At 48.2% G+C, this 16,881-nt stretch carries 14 protein-coding genes; 3 read left to right on the top strand and 11 right to left on the bottom strand.

All coding sequences use genetic code 11. The annotated features are described in order from the left end of the window. Positions 1–37 precede the first annotated feature (37 nt). The 5 genes from L0M14_RS18160 to polA all read right to left on the bottom strand — a co-directional run bounded on the left by L0M14_RS18160 (position 38) and on the right by polA (position 5,783). Positions 38–625, bottom strand: a complete 588-nt coding sequence (locus L0M14_RS18160; protein WP_235118043.1) for a lytic transglycosylase domain-containing protein — start codon at positions 623–625, stop codon at positions 38–40. Further along, the gene (gene coaE / locus L0M14_RS18165; protein WP_235118044.1) at positions 622–1,218 is read right to left on the bottom strand and encodes a dephospho-CoA kinase; all 597 of its coding nucleotides are present in this window, start codon (positions 1,216–1,218) and stop codon (positions 622–624) included. The genes L0M14_RS18160 and coaE overlap by 4 nt, the downstream gene beginning before the upstream one ends. A 15-nt stretch (positions 1,219–1,233) precedes the next feature. Then, positions 1,234–1,920: a sporulation membrane protein YtaF gene (ytaF, locus tag L0M14_RS18170; RefSeq protein WP_235118045.1), complete on the bottom strand. Its 687-nt coding sequence runs from the start codon at positions 1,918–1,920 to the stop codon at positions 1,234–1,236. A 103-nt stretch (positions 1,921–2,023) separates the two neighbouring features. Then, positions 2,024–2,884, bottom strand: coding sequence for a DNA-formamidopyrimidine glycosylase (gene mutM, locus L0M14_RS18175; RefSeq protein ID WP_235118046.1), 861 nt, complete (start codon positions 2,882–2,884; stop codon positions 2,024–2,026). A gap of 247 nt (positions 2,885–3,131) precedes the next feature. After that, positions 3,132–5,783, bottom strand: a complete 2,652-nt coding sequence (gene polA, locus L0M14_RS18180) for a DNA polymerase I (protein ID WP_235118047.1) — start codon at positions 5,781–5,783, stop codon at positions 3,132–3,134. Positions 5,784–5,983: 200 nt separating this feature from the next. On the opposite strand from polA, the gene L0M14_RS18185 reads away from it, so the two are divergent. Next, on the top strand, positions 5,984–6,685 hold the full coding sequence (locus tag L0M14_RS18185) for an HAD family hydrolase (RefSeq protein ID WP_235118048.1): 702 nt from the start codon (positions 5,984–5,986) through the stop codon (positions 6,683–6,685). Here the strand turns inward: L0M14_RS18185 and L0M14_RS18190 are convergent. Continuing rightward, entirely contained in the window at positions 6,682–8,418 is a 1,737-nt protein-coding gene (locus L0M14_RS18190) for a bifunctional diguanylate cyclase/phosphodiesterase (protein ID WP_235118049.1), read from the bottom strand. The genes L0M14_RS18185 and L0M14_RS18190 overlap by 4 nt on opposite strands. Before the next feature lie 197 nt (positions 8,419–8,615). Here L0M14_RS18190 and L0M14_RS18195 point away from each other — a divergent pair, with 197 nt between their 5' ends. Next, entirely contained in the window at positions 8,616–10,202 is a 1,587-nt protein-coding gene (locus L0M14_RS18195; RefSeq protein ID WP_235118050.1) for an ATP-binding protein, read from the top strand. A gap of 60 nt (positions 10,203–10,262) precedes the next feature. Here L0M14_RS18195 and phoU read toward each other — a convergent pair whose 3' ends face one another. From phoU to L0M14_RS18220, 5 genes are all read right to left on the bottom strand, one after another. Beyond that, positions 10,263–10,922, bottom strand: coding sequence for a phosphate signaling complex protein PhoU (phoU, locus tag L0M14_RS18200; protein ID WP_235118051.1), 660 nt, complete (start codon positions 10,920–10,922; stop codon positions 10,263–10,265). 17 nt (positions 10,923–10,939) lie between these two features. Then, a complete protein-coding gene (gene pstB, locus L0M14_RS18205; RefSeq protein ID WP_235118052.1) occupies positions 10,940–11,704 on the bottom strand; it encodes a phosphate ABC transporter ATP-binding protein PstB in 765 nt (254 codons plus the stop codon). Then, positions 11,705–12,562: a phosphate ABC transporter permease PstA gene (gene pstA, locus L0M14_RS18210; protein ID WP_235118053.1), complete on the bottom strand. Its 858-nt coding sequence runs from the start codon at positions 12,560–12,562 to the stop codon at positions 11,705–11,707. Continuing rightward, on the bottom strand, positions 12,559–13,494 hold the full coding sequence (gene pstC, locus L0M14_RS18215; RefSeq protein WP_311198731.1) for a phosphate ABC transporter permease subunit PstC: 936 nt from the start codon (positions 13,492–13,494) through the stop codon (positions 12,559–12,561). Before pstC ends, pstA begins: the two co-directional genes overlap by 4 nt. 162 nt (positions 13,495–13,656) lie before the next feature. Beyond that, a complete protein-coding gene (locus L0M14_RS18220; protein ID WP_235118054.1) occupies positions 13,657–14,514 on the bottom strand; it encodes a phosphate ABC transporter substrate-binding protein in 858 nt (285 codons plus the stop codon). Positions 14,515–14,830: 316 nt separating this feature from the next. On the opposite strand from L0M14_RS18220, the gene L0M14_RS18225 reads away from it, so the two are divergent. Next, positions 14,831–16,870, top strand: a complete 2,040-nt coding sequence (locus L0M14_RS18225; RefSeq protein WP_235118055.1) for a methyl-accepting chemotaxis protein — start codon at positions 14,831–14,833, stop codon at positions 16,868–16,870. Positions 16,871–16,881 lie beyond the last annotated feature (11 nt).

Consider the following 16,881-nt stretch of genomic DNA (forward strand, 5'->3'; position numbering starts at 1 on the left):
AAGAGAAGAAGTATTGGACTTCAGGCCCCTTATGGAGCTAGTCCAATGCTTCTTTCTTTTCCCATTGTTCTGTATACAGCGCTTGGTATTTCTTATAATAATACAACACCCGCTGAACATAGTGCCGAGTTTCACCGAATGGAATACGGGCGATTTGCTCCTCCGTCCCATCCCAAACCTCGTTTTTCTTCCACTGATTGACGTTTCCTTGCCCTGCATTATAGGCAGCAATGGCATATAACAAATTACCGTTATAATGCTTGGTCAACCAATTCAGATACCACGAACCCAAATCGATGTTCACATCGGCTTTGAGCAGGTCTTCCTGTGTCAGCGTGTTCAAATTGGCCGATTCAACGATCCAGCCCGCTGTATCGGGCATTAGCTGCATAATTCCCAAGGCGCCTTTACTCGATTCTAAATGATGTTGATAATTGGTTTCCACCCGAATGATAGCCGCGATTAAAAATGGGTCTATTTGATGTTTCGCCGCGCTTTGTCGAATTTCCTTCTCATAATAGATCGGATACAATTTTCTTCCTATTAAAGAGCTGTTCATAAAGAGGAACAAAACAAAACAAATTAGCAGAAGAGCGAATGCACGCTTTTTGCGAAAAAATGTCATGAAAGCCCCTTTCTTATCCAAAACTGATCAATCAGTCTGCTTGTCTCTTCCAGGGTTCCGCTATTATCAATAAGTAGATCTGCAAGCTCCCGCTTCTTCTCAATCGGCATTTGAGCATCCAGACGCTTCAAGGCTTCTTGCTCCGAGAGTCCGTCACGCTTCATAAGCCTTTGCAGCTGCAGTTCTCTCGGTACATAAACGACCATCACTTTTTCAAACATGTATGCCAGCCCGGACTCGTAAAGTAAAGGCACGTCCACCACAACAAGCTTGTCCGGACAATCACGTGCCGCCGTGTCCATCTGCTCCCTCATCCGAGCGCGAATCGGGGGATGCAGCAGGCTTTCTAGCTCCTTGCGGGCTGTCGGATTGCCAAAGACAATTTCCCCCAGCTTTTTTCGGTTCAAGGAACCGTCTTGCTGAAGGACTGCTTGTCCAAAGTGCTCAGCAACCCTATACAAAACAGGGCTGCCGGGCTCCACGACGTCACGGGCGATTCGATCTGCGTCTACTAATATGGCGCCGCGGTCAACAAGCATAGAGCTAACCGTACTCTTGCCGCAGGCGATTCCTCCTGTTAACCCGATATTCATTCGTAAATCCCTGCCTTAGAACATTTTCATAATTCCCATTACAATCAACACGCAAGCCGGTAAAATGGAAAGCTTTTTCATCCAGCTCATTTCGGCGTAGCGGAAGCCGATCCGCAGACCTAATGCAATAAAAATGCCGCTGGACAGAGCAATGACTCCGGCTGTAAGTACAGGGGCGAACCCAATCAAAGCCGCACCGATACCGGCACCAAATGCATCCAGAGAAAGCGCCAGACCGAGGAGCGTTGCCTCCGATGCCGAGATATTGCCGGATTTATCCCTGTCTGCAATAGACGGAGTCCGCAATACCTGGATCACCAGACCAAATCGCTTCAGTTCGATATTCAGTATTTCTTTCAAAGCAAGCTCTGCATGGCCGCTCTCTTGCAACGGGACATCCGATTCTGGGTCCGTCTCCTGCGAATCCTGGGACCTATTCTGCAGCATCTGAACGAACGCCCATATTCCGATGCCGATCAAGATTACCGCGCCGATGCGTTTTGCCGTTATCGGACTGAGAAACGTAGAAAGCAGCACACCGATCTGCATGGAGAGGAAAATAATAATACCCGACCAGAGCGAAATAATGCCGATCGAAAGCAGCGGGATCCGAATTTTTCGCAATCCGTACATCGCTCCGACACCAAAACCGTCCAAACTGACCGCAAAAGCCAAAATAAGCAAAGAAAGCACAGGAAGCATAATACCCCTCCTAAGAGTTATCCACAGGTTTGCTTACCTCAAGGCAAGCCATGACTCTGGGCTACGTACTCCATATCATATGGGAGGGGCTGGCATCGCGTGCCTAAATATCAATTTTCTTTCGCGGACTTGTTCGTTTCAACGGCTGACACTTCGGACAAATATGAGTGCCCCTGCCGCCAACGACCGTCTTGTAAATCTCACTGCCGCATACCTTGCAGGGCTCAGACTCTCGGCCATAGATGTTCAATTGGTGCTGAAACATCCCGATTTCCCCTTGTCCGTTCACGTAGGACTTGATGGAGGATCCACCGACGTCGACCGAGCTTTGCAGCGTCTCCACGACTGCCTTATGCAGCTTTTCCAGCTCTTTGCGCGTTAATGAAGAAGCTTCGCGTTCTGGATGGATGCCTGCAAGAAAGAGGGACTCGTCTACATAAATATTCCCGATACCCACGATGTATTCCTGGTTCAACAGCAGCGGCTTAATTTTCGTCGAACGTTTAGCAATTCTTTCTGTAAAAGCCTTCAGCGTGAACGATTCGTCCAGAGGCTCCAGGCCCAGCTTGTGCAGCGGAGGCTGCGTCAAATCCTCCCCTTTGGGGAATAAATGCATCGTTCCGAACTGCCGCACATCCTTGTAGCGAAGCTCGCTTCCGTCTGTAAAACGGAACAGCACGTGGGTGTGCAGCTCTAGCGGATCGTCTCCGGCGTACAGTCCGTAGCGCCCTTCCATCCGCAGATGGGATACCAGAACGTAATCGTCCAGGATAAAACGTAAAAATTTCCCTCGCCGTTCGATTCGCTCTATGGTCTGTCCTTGCAGCAGAACCTCGAACATCTGGATGTCCTGCGGTTTTTGAATAATTCTCGGCAGCCTGACCTGAACATGCTCAATCGTTTTTCCGGTGACCAGCATATTCAGTGTTCGTTTGACTGTTTCGACTTCGGGCAGCTCAGGCATCAGGTCTCACCTCGTGTATCAGTTTCATATCAAATGTTAAAACACTGCTTTCATCTTTGTATGTGCCAATCCGCTCAATTCAAAGCGGCTTATATATCATCCGCGAGTTTGTTGATCATGTAGGGTTCATAAGAAGTTTCAGAGCGCTGATAACAAAACAGTCAAAAGGACCCGCTGCGCTTCTCCGAAAACTACGGAGCGGTCCATGCTCCTTGATCACCAGTCTGGCGCCTATGAACGATCCGTCTTACTTGGCGTCATACCAGGTCAATCCATAGTCTACGTCCGCCTGCAGCGGAACGTCCAGCTTAAGCGCGTCAGCCATTACTTCCGGCACAATACGCTTCATTAACTCCAATTCTTCTTCCGGCACCTCGAAGACCAGTTCGTCATGCACCTGAAGCAGCATGCGGCTTTTCAGACCATCGGCCTTTAAGCGTTCAGCCATCTGCACCATAGCCAACTTAATAATATCTGCGGCCGAGCCTTGAATCGGCGAATTCATCGCCGTGCGTTCGGCAAAGGAACGCAGGTTAAAGTTCGAAGCCGTGATCTCCGGCAAATAGCGGCGGCGCTGCAGCAGCGTCGTCACATAGCCGTCTCGGCGAGCGTCCTTGACAATGTCGTCCATATAGGTGCGAACCCCTTGGAAGACGGCAAAATACTGCTCGATAAAGCTGGCCGCTTCTTTACGGGTAATAGCCAGATTCTGCGACAAACCGTAGTCGCTTATGCCGTATACGATACCGAAGTTGACCGCCTTCGCCGAACGGCGCATGTTCGAGTCGACTTCGCTCTCTTGTACGCCGAAGACGTCCATCGCCGTCTTCGTGTGGATGTCCATGTTCTGAAGGAACGCTTCCTTCAGCTTCTCATCCTGCGAGATGTGCGCCAGTACGCGAAGCTCGATCTGCGAGTAATCCGCGGCGAGGATGTACCATCCGGGCTCGGATGGGACGAAGACCTTGCGGATCTTGCGGCCTTCCTCCAGACGGATCGGAATATTCTGGAGGTTCGGGTATTGGCTGCTGAGACGGCCTGTAGCGGCAATCGTCTGCCGGTAATAGGTGTGCACCTTGCCGGTCTCCGGCCGCACCTCTTTCAGCAGCCCTTCGATGTAGGTCGACTGCAGCTTGGCCAGTTGCCGGTACTGCAGGATCTGCCCTACGATCTCGGAGTAGGGCGCCAGTCTCTCCAGCACCTCGGCGTCCGTCGAGTAGCCGGTCTTGGTCTTCTTCGAAGCTGGCAGACCCAGCTTCTCGAACAGAATCTCGCCGAGCTGCTTCGGCGAGTTGATGTTGAACTCGCAGCCCGCGAGCTGGTAGATGCGGGCCATGATGCCCTCGAGCTGCCCGGCGATCTCGTCGCCGAGCTGCCGCAGCCCCGCGGCATCCACCTTGATGCCGCGCAGCTCCATCTCCGCGAGCACGCCGGCGAGCGGCAGCTCTAGCTCGTAGAAGAGGCGATGCATCTCGCCCTTCTCGAGCTCCTCGCGCAGCACGGGCACTGCGCGGCGGATCGTATCCGCTTTGCGGCACAGGTGCTCGCTAAGCGCGGCAAGCTCCGGCAAGCGGAACTTCGCGCCCTTGCCGAATACATCCTCGTCGGGCCGGATGCCCGGCAGCCCGTACTTGAAGGCCAGGCCGCTGACCGTGAGCGTCGACTCCGTCGGATCGAGCAGATAAGCGGCCAGCAGCACATCGAAGTCCACGCCGCGCAGGCGGACGCCATGCCAAGCCAGCGCCAGCTCCGCGCGGTGCTGGTCGAACAGCTGCTTCTTCTTCGACTCGTCAGACAGCCAATCCTGGATCGGCTGTCCGGCTTCGCTCATCAGAAGCTCAAACGGCACATAGGCGTACTTATCCCCGTCCGCCAAATAAAATGCCACTCCGGCAACCTCCGAGTGGTGGGGATTCTCCCCAACAATCTCGATATGCAGTGAGGTTGAGTCGCCAAGCGCATGAGCCAGCCCGGAGATTCCGGCTTCCGAGATTACCTCGATATCGAGGCTAACTGCTGACTCGATATCGGCTTCCCCTCCGGAGAAATCCATTTTTTCCAGCAGTGTCTTGAATTCCAGCTTACGGAACATGCTCGATAAAGCTTGTCCGTCATAGCCTTCATAACGGAAAGTCGCCCAATCCGTATCCATCGGCACTTCACGGAAAATCGTGGCGAGTTCCTTGCTCATCATCGCATCCTTGGCGTGCTCCTCGATCTTCTCCTTCATCTTGCCTTTCATCTCGGCAGCATGCGCCAATACTTCCTCCACGGAACCGTATTCATGAAGCAGCTTAAGCGCTGTCTTCTCGCCGACTCCGGGAATACCCGGAATATTATCGGACGTATCACCCATAAGTCCCTTCAAGTCTACGATCTGCTTGGGCTCCAGTCCGTACTTCTCCATAATTTCCGCAGGGTTATAACGCTCTACTTCCGTGATGCCCTTGCGCGTAATCGCAACGGTGACCTGATCGGATGACAGCTGAAGCATATCCTTATCTCCAGAGACAAGCAGCACCTGCTTCCCGCTCTCATCAGCTACTCTCGTCAGTGTCCCGATAATGTCATCCGCCTCATAGCCCTGCAGCTCAAACTGAGGAATCTGGAACGCTTTGAGCAGCTCTTTAATCAGCGGAAATTGCTCGGAAAGCTCTGGTGGAGTCTTTGCTCTTCCGCCCTTATATTCGGTATATTCTTTATGTCTGAACGTAACTTTTCCAGCGTCGAAAGCGACGAGAAAATGGGTCGGTTTCTCCTCTTCAATGAGCTTCAGCAGCATCGTCGTAAAGCCGTATACGGCATTTGTGTGCAGTCCGCTGGAGTTGCTGAGCAGCGGCAGCGCATAGAACGCTCTGCTCGCGATGCTGTTGCCGTCAATAATAACTAATTTATCCATAAGTGCGCACCCCGATTTTTGACATACTCTCTTCATCATAGCACACGAATTTAAAATAAAAAAACAGTGAAGCACATAAACATGAAGAGAGGAATCGGTCTGGCTTCATTTCCTAATGATCCGGCATTCAGGTCTTTCAAGGAGGTTCTCCGTATGAGTCCTTTTTTTCTCCGACTCGCAAACAAGTCATCTTTTTTGATATGAACAATACGATTCTTGACCGCAGACAGTGTTTCGATTCCGCCTTCGTCGAGGTGATGAACGATTACACCGCCAGGTGGGATACGGAAGATCAGTCCTGGACTCCACAGGATGCGCTTCAGAGCTACAAGCTTGAATGGAGCAAGCATCGTAAAGCACCCGTTCGGAGCCCAATCTCAGCAGACGAGCTTCGTCTTGTATGTCTTAGCAAGGCCTTAGAGCCCTTACCTGTCACCGTCAACGCTGCATACGCGCGGAGCTTCTTTGAACAGGTCGAGCAGCAGGAAGATGCTTTCGTCTCGTTATTCCCAGGTGTTGAGGAAACCCTCGAGGCCTTGTCCCAAAACTACAAGCTGGCCATTATCAGCAATGGACATTTCCGACGTCTGCTCGGAAGCCTGCACAAATTGAAACTGACGGAATGGATTAGTCCAGACCGCCTGTTCAGCTCGGAGAAGGACGGACCGCGCAAGCCCCATCCTTTGATATTTGAGACTGCGATGAAAGCCATGAACACGACCGCCAATCACAGTGTTATGGTAGGTAATTCGTGGAGAAACGATGTTGTGGGAGCAACTTCCTGCGGCATGGACGCCATTTGGATTCACCCCGGCAATATGAAGAAAGTATCGGAACGAAGAATCGGCAAGCAAAAAGTCATTATCGTTCGATCATTCCGGCAGCTTCAACATACGTTCTAAACAGATTCATGCAGATAAGTCATGAAATACACACTTCCATGATGCGCTTTCGCTTGTTTCTTCAGCCCGGCTGCGGTTTGTGAGATCTGCTCGACAGTAATGGCAGAATCACATCTGCATACGACGAGCGAGAGCGAAAGCGTGACCCCGTCGCTGGGTACCTCTGCCCCGCTGCGGTCCCTCACGAAATCCCACTCTTCCCCTTCATAGAATACTTGAACGCCTTGCTCGAAGCGTCTGATCATCTCCTGACAAAGCAGCTCCGGCTGCAGAGATGAAGAAATCGCAATGAAATCATCACCGCCCACATGACCGACGAAATCGCGAGGCGTGCCGCATGCGGCAATTGCTTGCTGCAAGATATCCGCTGTATATTGAATTAATTGATCGCCTCGTTGAAAGCCGAAGCGATCATTAAACCATTTGAAATAATCCAGGTCCGCATAAACAACATGGAACGGTTTCCTATCCATAATGCGTTTTCCCAGCTCTCTCTGGATTTGCTGATTGCCTGGCAGCCCTGTTAACGGATTGGCGATGCGCGCGCTTTCCATACGAATATTCGTGATACACTCTAGAATAGCCCGCACGGAAGCAGTTCCCAGTAATTTGCCCTCGCTTGTAATAATAACCAAGTCATATAAATTATGATTGGACCGCGCCGTGGCCATTTGAGATACCTGCTCGACCGCCATGCCTTCATCAACAATTAAGGGCGAAGCGTCCATGATCAGGTCGACTGTCCGATTAGAAAATAACGAGTAAGCGTATTGCCCTGCCAGATGTTGAAACAACTGATCTCTCATCAGAAGTCCTACCGGAACCATACCGTTCGTAATGACTACTCCCGTACAATCTTGATTCTTCTTCGCGTAATCAGCCACTTCGGAAATTAAGGTCTTATGATCAAACACTTTCACAGGCGCAGCCAAATTTCCTATTGAGCAAATCGCACCGCCACTCTGAAGCCTCTGATTCTGCCCGATGGCATTCATATACCTTGCATCAATAACACCCTTCTTAATGCTCGGCTTCCCCAGCAAATACCCCTGTGCATAATGAATCCCCATACGGGTTAACTGTATCAGCTCCTCCATATGCTCAATCCCTTCGGCAACCAAAGAGATGTTCATCTTCTGCGCGAAGGTGACAAAGGTCTCCAATATGTACTCTTTCATTTTATTTTTATGAATATTCTCGATGAGCGAACGGTCGATTTTAATAAAATCCGGCTGCAGCTCAGCGATTGCCTGAAGCGACGAATAGCCCGCTCCCGCGTCATCAATCGCTATCCGATAGCCCTGTTTGCGGTAATGCTCCAGAATTTGCTTGGCTAACGTGAAATCTTCAATCGAACTTCTTTCTGTAATCTCAAACACGACGTTATGCGGCTGAAGTCCATGCCTGCTCAACACGTCTAAGGTTTTACCCGGAACAAACTGGGGATCATGCAAAACATGCGAAGAGATATTAATAAACAAGAGCTGATCGGCATTCACTTTAGCGCCTTGAATGGCCTTCTCTCTAGCTAACTTCTCTAGCTTATACAGCTCGCCCTGCTCCTCTGCAAATTGAAAGAGATCTACTGGAGATGTGAACCGGCTGGTCCCAGGAGCTCTAGTCAGAGCCTCATATCCGTATATTTCCCCGCTTTGTAAAGATACGATCGGTTGATATACCGTATATATCAATTGTTGTTCGATCAATGTTTGAAATTCCGTGTTTTTTTCCATTTCTATGTTCCTCGTCATCATCATCATTCCCTTGCTGCCTATGCTAGTAAGAATAGTCTAGCAAACGAAATGGTGCATCATATTATAGAATTGTAAAATCATTGTAAAGAGTTTTTGATAAAAGCAGGGAATTGGGGATTTTTCCCGAAGAAGTACATGCTAGAGACGTTTAAATATACATTCGGGAAGGAACTGAAATGGAAGAACAGGTCAAAATTTTGGCAGTAGATGACCGCTACGAGAACTTGCTGGCCCTGCAAAGTATACTTGCCTCTTGCGACTGTGATCTTGTCACGCTTCAATCCGGAGAAGAGGTTCTCAAATATTTATTGAAGGAACCCGCCCACAACATTGCAGCTATTCTGATGGATGTGCAAATGCCCGGTCTGAATGGTTTTGAAACGACGGAGCTCATCAAACAGAAGAAATCGTGTGAAGATATTCCTATTATATTCTTAACCGCCATCAGCACTTCCATCGAGCATGTACTCAGAGGCTATCATGCGGGATCAATCGACTATGTATTTAAGCCTGTACATCCCGAACTACTCAAGATGAAGGTAGATGCTTTCATTAAGCTGCATCGCGTCCAGCATAATTACATGCGACAAAGCGAGCTCCTCCATTCCCGTACCTTGGAGCTTGAGGCAGCCAATCATAAATTGGCAGCGGCTGAAATGCTGCTCAAGCAGCAAAACGAGCAGCTCGAGAAGAGAGTAGAAGAGCGGACACGGGAACTGATTGAAGCCCATAATAAACTTATGAAGTCACAAGCACATTTCAAAAAGATGTTCCAAGCCTCTCCGTGTTTAATGACGATCCGTAATTTGTCCACCTTCGAGTATATCGATGTCAATGAAAGTTGGAAGTATCATACCGGATATGGAGACGAAGTCATCGGCACCTCTCTCAATCCCATGAACCAAACTGCCGACACTTCGGATGAGCCGCGGCTCGGAGAGTTATATCAGAATTATAAAGTCAAGTATGAAACCAAGCAAAAGGAAATCCGCAGTGCGCTGGTGTCTACGGAGATTATTGAAATGAACGACGAAAAATGTCTCCTGCAGGTCGGCATTGATATTACAGAAACGCTTCGGTACGAAACGGAAATGGCCAGACTGGCCCAGTTAAACCTGGTCGGTGAAATGGCTGCAGGGATCGCTCATGAGATCCGCAATCCCATGACTACCATCCGTGGCTTCCTCCAGTTGTTCCGTAACAGTCAAGGCAGGATGGATAACGAATATATTGAGATCATGCTGGAAGAGCTGGACAGAGCCAATGATATTATTACCGAATACTTATCACTTGCCAAAAATAAACGAACCTATCAAAACGCCATGCAGTTGAATCGCATTCTAGAGACGCTCTCTCCTCTCATTCAAGCAGAAGCGGTCATGACCGGTAAACATTTTCATGTACACTATGGGGAATGCCCTGACGTTCAGCTCGATGATAAAGAAATCCGCCAATTAATTTTAAATATTTGCATCAACGGTTTGGAAGCGATGGAAGCAGGAGGCAAGCTGACGGTTCAAACGTATTCGGAATCTGAGCATGTTATTCTCAAAATCTCCGACGAAGGCGGCGGCATTCAAACGGAGCATCTAGAAAAGCTGGGAAGACCTTTCTTCACGACCAAGGAACATGGCACTGGACTGGGACTCGCCGTATGCTACAGCATTGCGGCAAGACATAACGCTAAAATTGAAGTACAAAGCAGCCCGGCAGGAACTACCTTTACGATCAAATTTATAATTCCAGTTCCGATTCTCGTATAGCTCAAATTAAAAAGCGCATGACGGCTTTTCGCCGCAATGCGCTTTTTGTGATTTCTAATGTTACACATTCAGATCCTTGCGTTTACCCGTAACCATATAAATGACGCCTTCGCCGATATTCGTCACGTGATCGGCTACGCGTTCCAAGTAATGAGCAACCAACAGCAAGTGCGTGAGCTGTCTGTTACGGCTCGAATCCTCGTTCATCATACCGATCAACTCCTGCATAACGCCGCTGTACAGCTTATCCACACGATCGTCTTTTTCAGCCAAAGCCGCGGCTCTGTGCACATCCCGCTCCGCGTAGGCAATTAAGCTCTCTTGCAGCATCTGGATCGAAATATCCGCCATTTGCGGAATGGTTTCCAGCGGCTTTACCAGCTCCTCTCCGGCAAAGCGAATCGTAATTCGGGCAATATCAACGGCATGATCCGCGATGCGCTCCAAGTCAGTAGCGATTTTAATTGCAGCTCCAATGATTCTTAGGTCGCTGGCCATCGGCTGCTGAGTTGCGATCAGACGCAAACACAATTCATCGATGCGTGTTAAAAAATCGTCAATTTCATCGTCTTTTTTAATGATTTCTGCAGCCATCTTATCATCCAACTTGGCGAGCGACTGGACAGCCGCATAAATGGAATCCTCCACATTGCTGCCCATTTGAATTAATTCTTGCTGAAGCAGCTCGAGCGACTGGTGAAATCCCGGTCTTGTATCCACTCCCACACGTCCTCTCTTTATCCGAATCTGCCTGTAATATAGTCTTCTGTCCGTTGATCGTTAGGACTTGTGAAGATTTTGTCCGTCTTATCAGTCTCAATCAGATACCCATTCAAGAAGAAGGATGTCATATCCGAGATTCTTGCAGCCTGCTGCATATTGTGGGTCACGATGATAATCGTGTACTTTTCTTTGAGCGTTTGCGTCAGCTCTTCCACCTTCAGTGTTGAGATCGGGTCAAGCGCGGAGGTGGGCTCATCCATCAACAGCACATCGGGTTCAACCGCCAGCAAGCGCGCGATACAAAGACGCTGCTGTTGACCGCCGGAGAGTCCGAGAGCCGATTTGTTCAGTCGGTCCTTCACTTCGTCCCAAAGCGCAGCTTGAGCAAGGCTCTTCTCGACGATTCCATCCAGAACGGACTTCTTCTTGATACCATGAATCCGCGGACCGTAAGCAATGTTATCATATATGCTCATCGGGAACGGATTAGGACGCTGAAATACCATGCCGACACGCTTTCGAAGAGAAACTACATCGGAGTCGGAGCCATAAATGTTTTGACCGTCAACAGCTACATTCCCTGTGATGCGTACATTATCGATCAGATCGTTCATCCGGTTCAGCGTTCGCAGAAAGGTTGACTTACCACAGCCTGAAGGTCCGATCAAAGCTGCAATCGTTCCCGCTTCAATGCTCAAATCGATATCATGCAGGGCATGGTTCTCCCCATAGAACAAGTTTAATTTATCGGCTCTGATCTTGGATTTGGTGGCGATCATTTATTTACCTCCGGTTAATCGTTTTTGTAGGATACGGCTTGGAATAGCCAACAGCAGGTTGAATAGCAAAACAACGATGAGCAGCAGCGCCGCGCTTCCTTTGGCAATGTCCTTAGCATCAGGAACGAGCGCTTCAGCTCCTACATACCAGAGGTGGACGGATAAAGTTTCGCCCATTTTCAACGGATTGAAATCGGGAAAAAATCGGGATACAGACAGGCCTGCCGTATAAATCAGGATGGCGGATTCACCCAAAGCACGTCCTGCAATCAGAGTAATCCCTGTCATCAGATTCGGCAGTGCGGCCGGAATGAGAACCTTGCGAATCGCTTGCCATTTGGTTGATCCTAGCGCCAAACTAGCTTCCCAATACGATTCTGGCACAGTCTTAATCGCTTCCTCGGTTACACGAACCATAACCGGCAGGTTGAGAAGTGCTACGGTCGCGGCACCGCCTAGAATTGAAAATTTCAAGTTCAGTAGATTTGCAAAAAGTAGGAATCCAAAGAGTCCAAATACAATCGAAGGTACGGAGGATAGGGCTTCGACCGAAATCCGCACCAAGTCAGTGAACCAATTTTTTTGTGCATAAACAGAAAGATAGATACCCGAGAAGACGCCAATCGGCACCGAGATCACTAGTGACAGAAACAGCACATAAAAGGAGTTAAACAGCTGTGGACCTACCCCGCCCCCAGCCTTGATTTCCTCCGGCTTGCCGAAGATGAAATGCCAGGACAGATGCGGAATACCCTCTCCTAATATTTTCACGAGAAACCAAGCCAAAATTAGAATGATAGCAATCCCCGAAGCCCAAAAATAGATCGTAGCCAGTCGGTCCGTTGTTTTACTAGTCATTTCAGTTCGCTCCTTTTCGCTACGATGCGAATAATTAAAATCAGAAGCAAGGATATAATAAGAAGAACAAGTGCCATCATGTAGAGCGCGTTGTTCCAACTCGTACCATAGTTCGTGTTCCCCATATCTTTGACAATCGCCGTAGTCAATACGGTCGTGGAATCTAGCAGCGATTTGGGCATTTGCGGTGAGTTTCCAATCACCATAAACACAGCCATCGTTTCACCGATCGCTCTTCCCATACCCAGAATAATCCCAGTCAGAATACCTGGTCTAGCAGCAGGAAGCAGAACCCTCCACATCGTCTGCCAGCGCGTTGCGCCCAGTGCCAGTGATGCTTCTTCCAACCGGATCGGAAGAGATCGAATGGCATCCTCAGAGATGGACAGAATGGTCGGCAGAATCATGACGGCCAAAATAATCGCTGCTGGTAAAATGCCGTAGCCGATATCACCTGTAATTTTTCCAAGAGCAGGCACGATGACGGTCATCCCGATCAAGCCATATACGACGGAAGGAATTCCAACAAAGAGATCGGTTGCCGGGCGAAGAATTTCTCTCACCCATTTTGGTGCAATCTTGGCCATAAACAAGGCTCCGGACAAGGCCAGCGGAACCGAAAACAATACAGAGAGCAATGTTAACAGCATGGTACTGTATAAAAACGGAAAAGCACCGAACTTATTTTGTGAAGGCGTCCAGTCGGTAGAGAAGAAAAACTCGGTGAAGCTGACCCCTTGAAAAGTTTTGATCCCCTGCATCCCTACGAATCCGATAATGGAAAAGATGATGACCGACACCAGAGCTGCGCTCCCTACAAATACCCATCGCATCAGGGTGTCTTGGTTGTACTGTGACCGGGTCCATTTGCTCATGGTCGGTTTGCTATTATCTTCTACTGAGTTGGTCAGTTTGTCTGCCATCATGTTCAATGCATCGTGCCCCTTTCATCTCTTACCTTCTACCTATAATGATAGGTCATGAATGTAAATGGACCATCAAGCAATTGTTAAGGCAATGTAAAAATTCGCTCCTTTTCGACAAAATCAAAGAGGTAGTTCTCATTGAGAACTACCTCTGTAGTTACATCTGGATTATTTATCCAAAAGATTCGCAGGAAGGAATTTCAGTTCGCGCACTTGTTTGTCTTGGAAATCTTTGCTTCTGATATAATCTATGAATGCTTTTGCTGGGTCTTTTGCTTCACCTTTTGTATACATATGCTCAACGCCATACAGCTTGTAAGAACCGTTTTTGATGTTGTCTTCGGAGAATGCAACGTTATCGATTTTAAGAGCTTTGATCGAATCGTCGATGTAAGGAGTATCCACATAACCAATGGACCCCGCTTGACTTCCAACCGCTGTTTTCATAGCACCGCTGTTCTCTTGTGTAATACCATCTTTAGAGAATTCTTTGCCATCCAGGATGATTTGTTTTACCAACTTACGGGAGCCGGAGCTTTCAGGACGGTGAACCAGAACGATTTTCTCGTCTTTACCTCCTACTTCTTTCCAGTTCGTGATTTTGCCCATGTAGATATCAGCCGCTTGCTGTTTGGTTAAGTTATCAATAGTAACGTCTTTATTTACGATGATTGCAAATGGAGCGATAGCTGCAACATGATCTTTCAAATCTTTATCTTTATATTCATCACCCGGCTCAACGTCGGAGTTCCCGATATCGGAAGTGCCGTCTGCCACGTTTTTGATTCCTGTACCCGATCCGCCTGCAGTTACGTTAATCGTAACCTTCGGATTTTTTTCCATGAATTCAGTTGCCGCTTGTTTGACTAGAGGAAGAAGTGCACTGGAACCGGAAGCTGTAATTGTACCGGAAAGATCAGATTTAGCTGCTGCCGGAGTTTCACTCGGCTTTGTGGAAGCCGCTGCGCTTGCGCTTGGTGCTGCATCTTTAGGTGCTGTTTCTGTTTTGGCACCGCAACCTACCATAACCCCCATCATTACTACCGTAGAAAGTGCTAATGTGATTCCTTTTTCGACATGAACTTAAACATTGTCAGCATGTCCTCCTTAGTTTTTATCTTCTCTAGTTAGGTTCGACTGTGTCCACCGAACTAACTCACACCCTTATCGTAACAACGGTTTGTAAATTCCAAACTCACGAAACGTAAACGTAATGTAAAACTTTTATTTTACAATTCTTTTACAATTTCCAACATCCAATTTAATAGTAGAGTCCTATAGTAATAAGAAATTAATAGAAATTAGTCGAACTTTGTCTTTTAAAAATCGGAGGTATGAGAACATGAAGAGAAGACTATCCTTCCCTATGACCATGCGTTTCAAATTAATCGCAAGCTTCAGCGCAGTATTACTCATTTTTCTTGCTGTTGCTCTCTTCAATCTGCATCAAATGAATCAGATTAAGCAGCATATGAACGATCAAAACGATAAGGTCAGGCTGAAGGTCATGGCTCTTGAAATGAAGGAGACCGTACAGGAGCTGAATATTATCGCCTCAGGCCTGGAGATTTCTAAGAAACCGGAGTTTATCTTGAAATACAACAGCATGCGGCAGCCCTACAATGATCTGCTGAAACAAATCGGTGACACAGCCTCCACACCGGACCAGTTAAAGTGGCGAAGCCAATTAATTCAGGCCTCCGTCGACTATATCAATAACTTTGATTCCGCTGCTAAAATGATTCAAGGCAATGGTACCAATCCGGTGGATCTGCAGATGAACCTTCTTTACATCTATAATGAATCCCAAGAATTAAAGGATAAAATCTTTGAGCTAGTCGACCATTTCTATGTCGCTTATTCAGAATCTGCCGATCAAGCCGTAAGCGAGTCGACACTGCTGTTAGATCAAACAAGCCATGTTATGTTGGTCGCCTCTGTCATCGTGTTTATCTGTACCGTCGTCATCGCTCTGCTCATTATCCGCTCCTTCTTAGGCCCAATTACCCGTTTGCAAAAAGCAGCTGCGAGCATTGCCGACGGAGATTTAAGCCATACGATCAATTCCGAAGCTAAGGACGAGCTTGGCCAATTAAGCCGCAGCTTTGATCATATGATTGTGCAGGTTCGCGAGATGCTCAGCGCTGCTGGAAGAATCGCCTCATCTCTGACCGAGCATTCCCATAAGTTCCGCCAATTCAGCGAGACTACCGCCTCGGCCAACACCGATATTTTGAAAGCTATTCATGAGATATCGGTAGGTGCCGATGAGCAGGCTACCCATAGTGAAGCCAGCTCCACTATGATTGCGGAGCTTGAAGACGAAATGAACAACATTACGGCCTACACGCAGGAGATGAAGCGATCGAGCGAAGAAGCGTCTAAAGGGACATTGAAAGGAACGGAAGCGATAAAAGCCTTGAAGGAATCATCCGATAGCTCGCAGGAGGTCTTGAAGAAAGTCAACCACGCTATGAACACACTTGCTGCCAGCTCGAAGCAAATCGGCGCCATTACCCGATCCATTACCGAAATTTCCACACAGACGAACGTGCTTGCCTTGAATGCTGCAATTGAAGCAGCCAGAGCCGGCGTTCACGGCAAAGGGTTCTCAATTATCGCCGAAGAAGTGCGGCAGCTATCCCAGCAAACGAATGATTCTTCCAAATCGATCAGCACCATTATTCAAACGCTGCAAACACAAATTAGTGAGCTTCAAAGCAGCCTGATGGAAGCCCGGGAGCAAGCCGATTCCCAAACAGGGCGGGTAGCAGCCACCATTGATTCCTTCTCCGGTATCGAGCTATCTATGAATCAGATTACAGCTCAGATCGTACAGGTACACGGCAGGATTGAACAGATGCGGCAGAAAAACGACGCTCTGGTCGAATCCGTACAATTCGTAGCCGCTGTTGCGCAAGAAACAGCCGCAGGTGTGGAGGAAGTCAACTCCACCTCGACCCAGCAGGATGCTTCGATCCGTCAAATTGCCGAGGAAGCTGATGATATCTATCGTTTGGCAACACAGCTATTTGGTGAAATAAGCAAGTTCAAGACAGGAAGTGAAGCTTTTCTAGCGTCTAACAACAACGCTAATTTGAAAGCAGCTTCAATAGAAGGCAATGTAAAAGAAGATCGAAAAGATGACGTAATAGATAAAGCAATCTTACAAGGAGAAGCCAAGAAAGAGGCTCTGATGAGGGAAGACATGCAGACGGTAGAAAATAAGATCGGTCAAACAGTGAAAGAAAAAGAAGAAGAGACACAGGAGCAAGAAGTCCATTCTGCCTCAGGTGATGGATCAATGGGAACGAAAGGTAAGAAAGAAGATTCTAAAACAACCAAAGAGGATCAGGAAGACAAAAAGCTGGTACATGTCTGATCTAAAGCTAT

The sequence above is a fragment of the Paenibacillus hexagrammi genome, from assembly GCF_021513275.1.
In the GTDB taxonomy this organism is placed as follows: domain Bacteria; phylum Bacillota; class Bacilli; order Paenibacillales; family NBRC-103111; genus Paenibacillus_E; species Paenibacillus_E hexagrammi.

Bases quoted from the DNA above. Each gene is read 5' to 3' on its own strand.
- L0M14_RS18185 (WP_235118048.1), top strand. From the start codon at position 5,984: ATGAACAATACGATTCTTGACCGCAGACAGTGTTTCGATTCCGCCTTC.
- pstB (WP_235118052.1), bottom strand. From the start codon at position 11,704: ATGATCGCCACCAAATCCAAGATCAGAGCCGATAAATTAAACTTGTTC.
- L0M14_RS18220 (WP_235118054.1), bottom strand. From the start codon at position 14,514: ATGGTAGGTTGCGGTGCCAAAACAGAAACAGCACCTAAAGATGCAGCA.
- ytaF (WP_235118045.1), bottom strand. From the start codon at position 1,920: ATGCTTCCTGTGCTTTCTTTGCTTATTTTGGCTTTTGCGGTCAGTTTG.
- mutM (WP_235118046.1), bottom strand. From the start codon at position 2,884: ATGCCTGAGCTGCCCGAAGTCGAAACAGTCAAACGAACACTGAATATG.
- polA (WP_235118047.1), bottom strand. From the start codon at position 5,783: ATGGATAAATTAGTTATTATTGACGGCAACAGCATCGCGAGCAGAGCG.
- pstA (WP_235118053.1), bottom strand. From the start codon at position 12,562: ATGACTAGTAAAACAACGGACCGACTGGCTACGATCTATTTTTGGGCT.
- L0M14_RS18190 (WP_235118049.1), bottom strand. From the start codon at position 8,418: ATGGAAAAAAACACGGAATTTCAAACATTGATCGAACAACAATTGATA.
- coaE (WP_235118044.1), bottom strand. From the start codon at position 1,218: ATGAATATCGGGTTAACAGGAGGAATCGCCTGCGGCAAGAGTACGGTT.
- L0M14_RS18195 (WP_235118050.1), top strand. From the start codon at position 8,616: ATGGAAGAACAGGTCAAAATTTTGGCAGTAGATGACCGCTACGAGAAC.
- L0M14_RS18160 (WP_235118043.1), bottom strand. From the start codon at position 625: ATGACATTTTTTCGCAAAAAGCGTGCATTCGCTCTTCTGCTAATTTGT.
- L0M14_RS18225 (WP_235118055.1), top strand. From the start codon at position 14,831: ATGAAGAGAAGACTATCCTTCCCTATGACCATGCGTTTCAAATTAATC.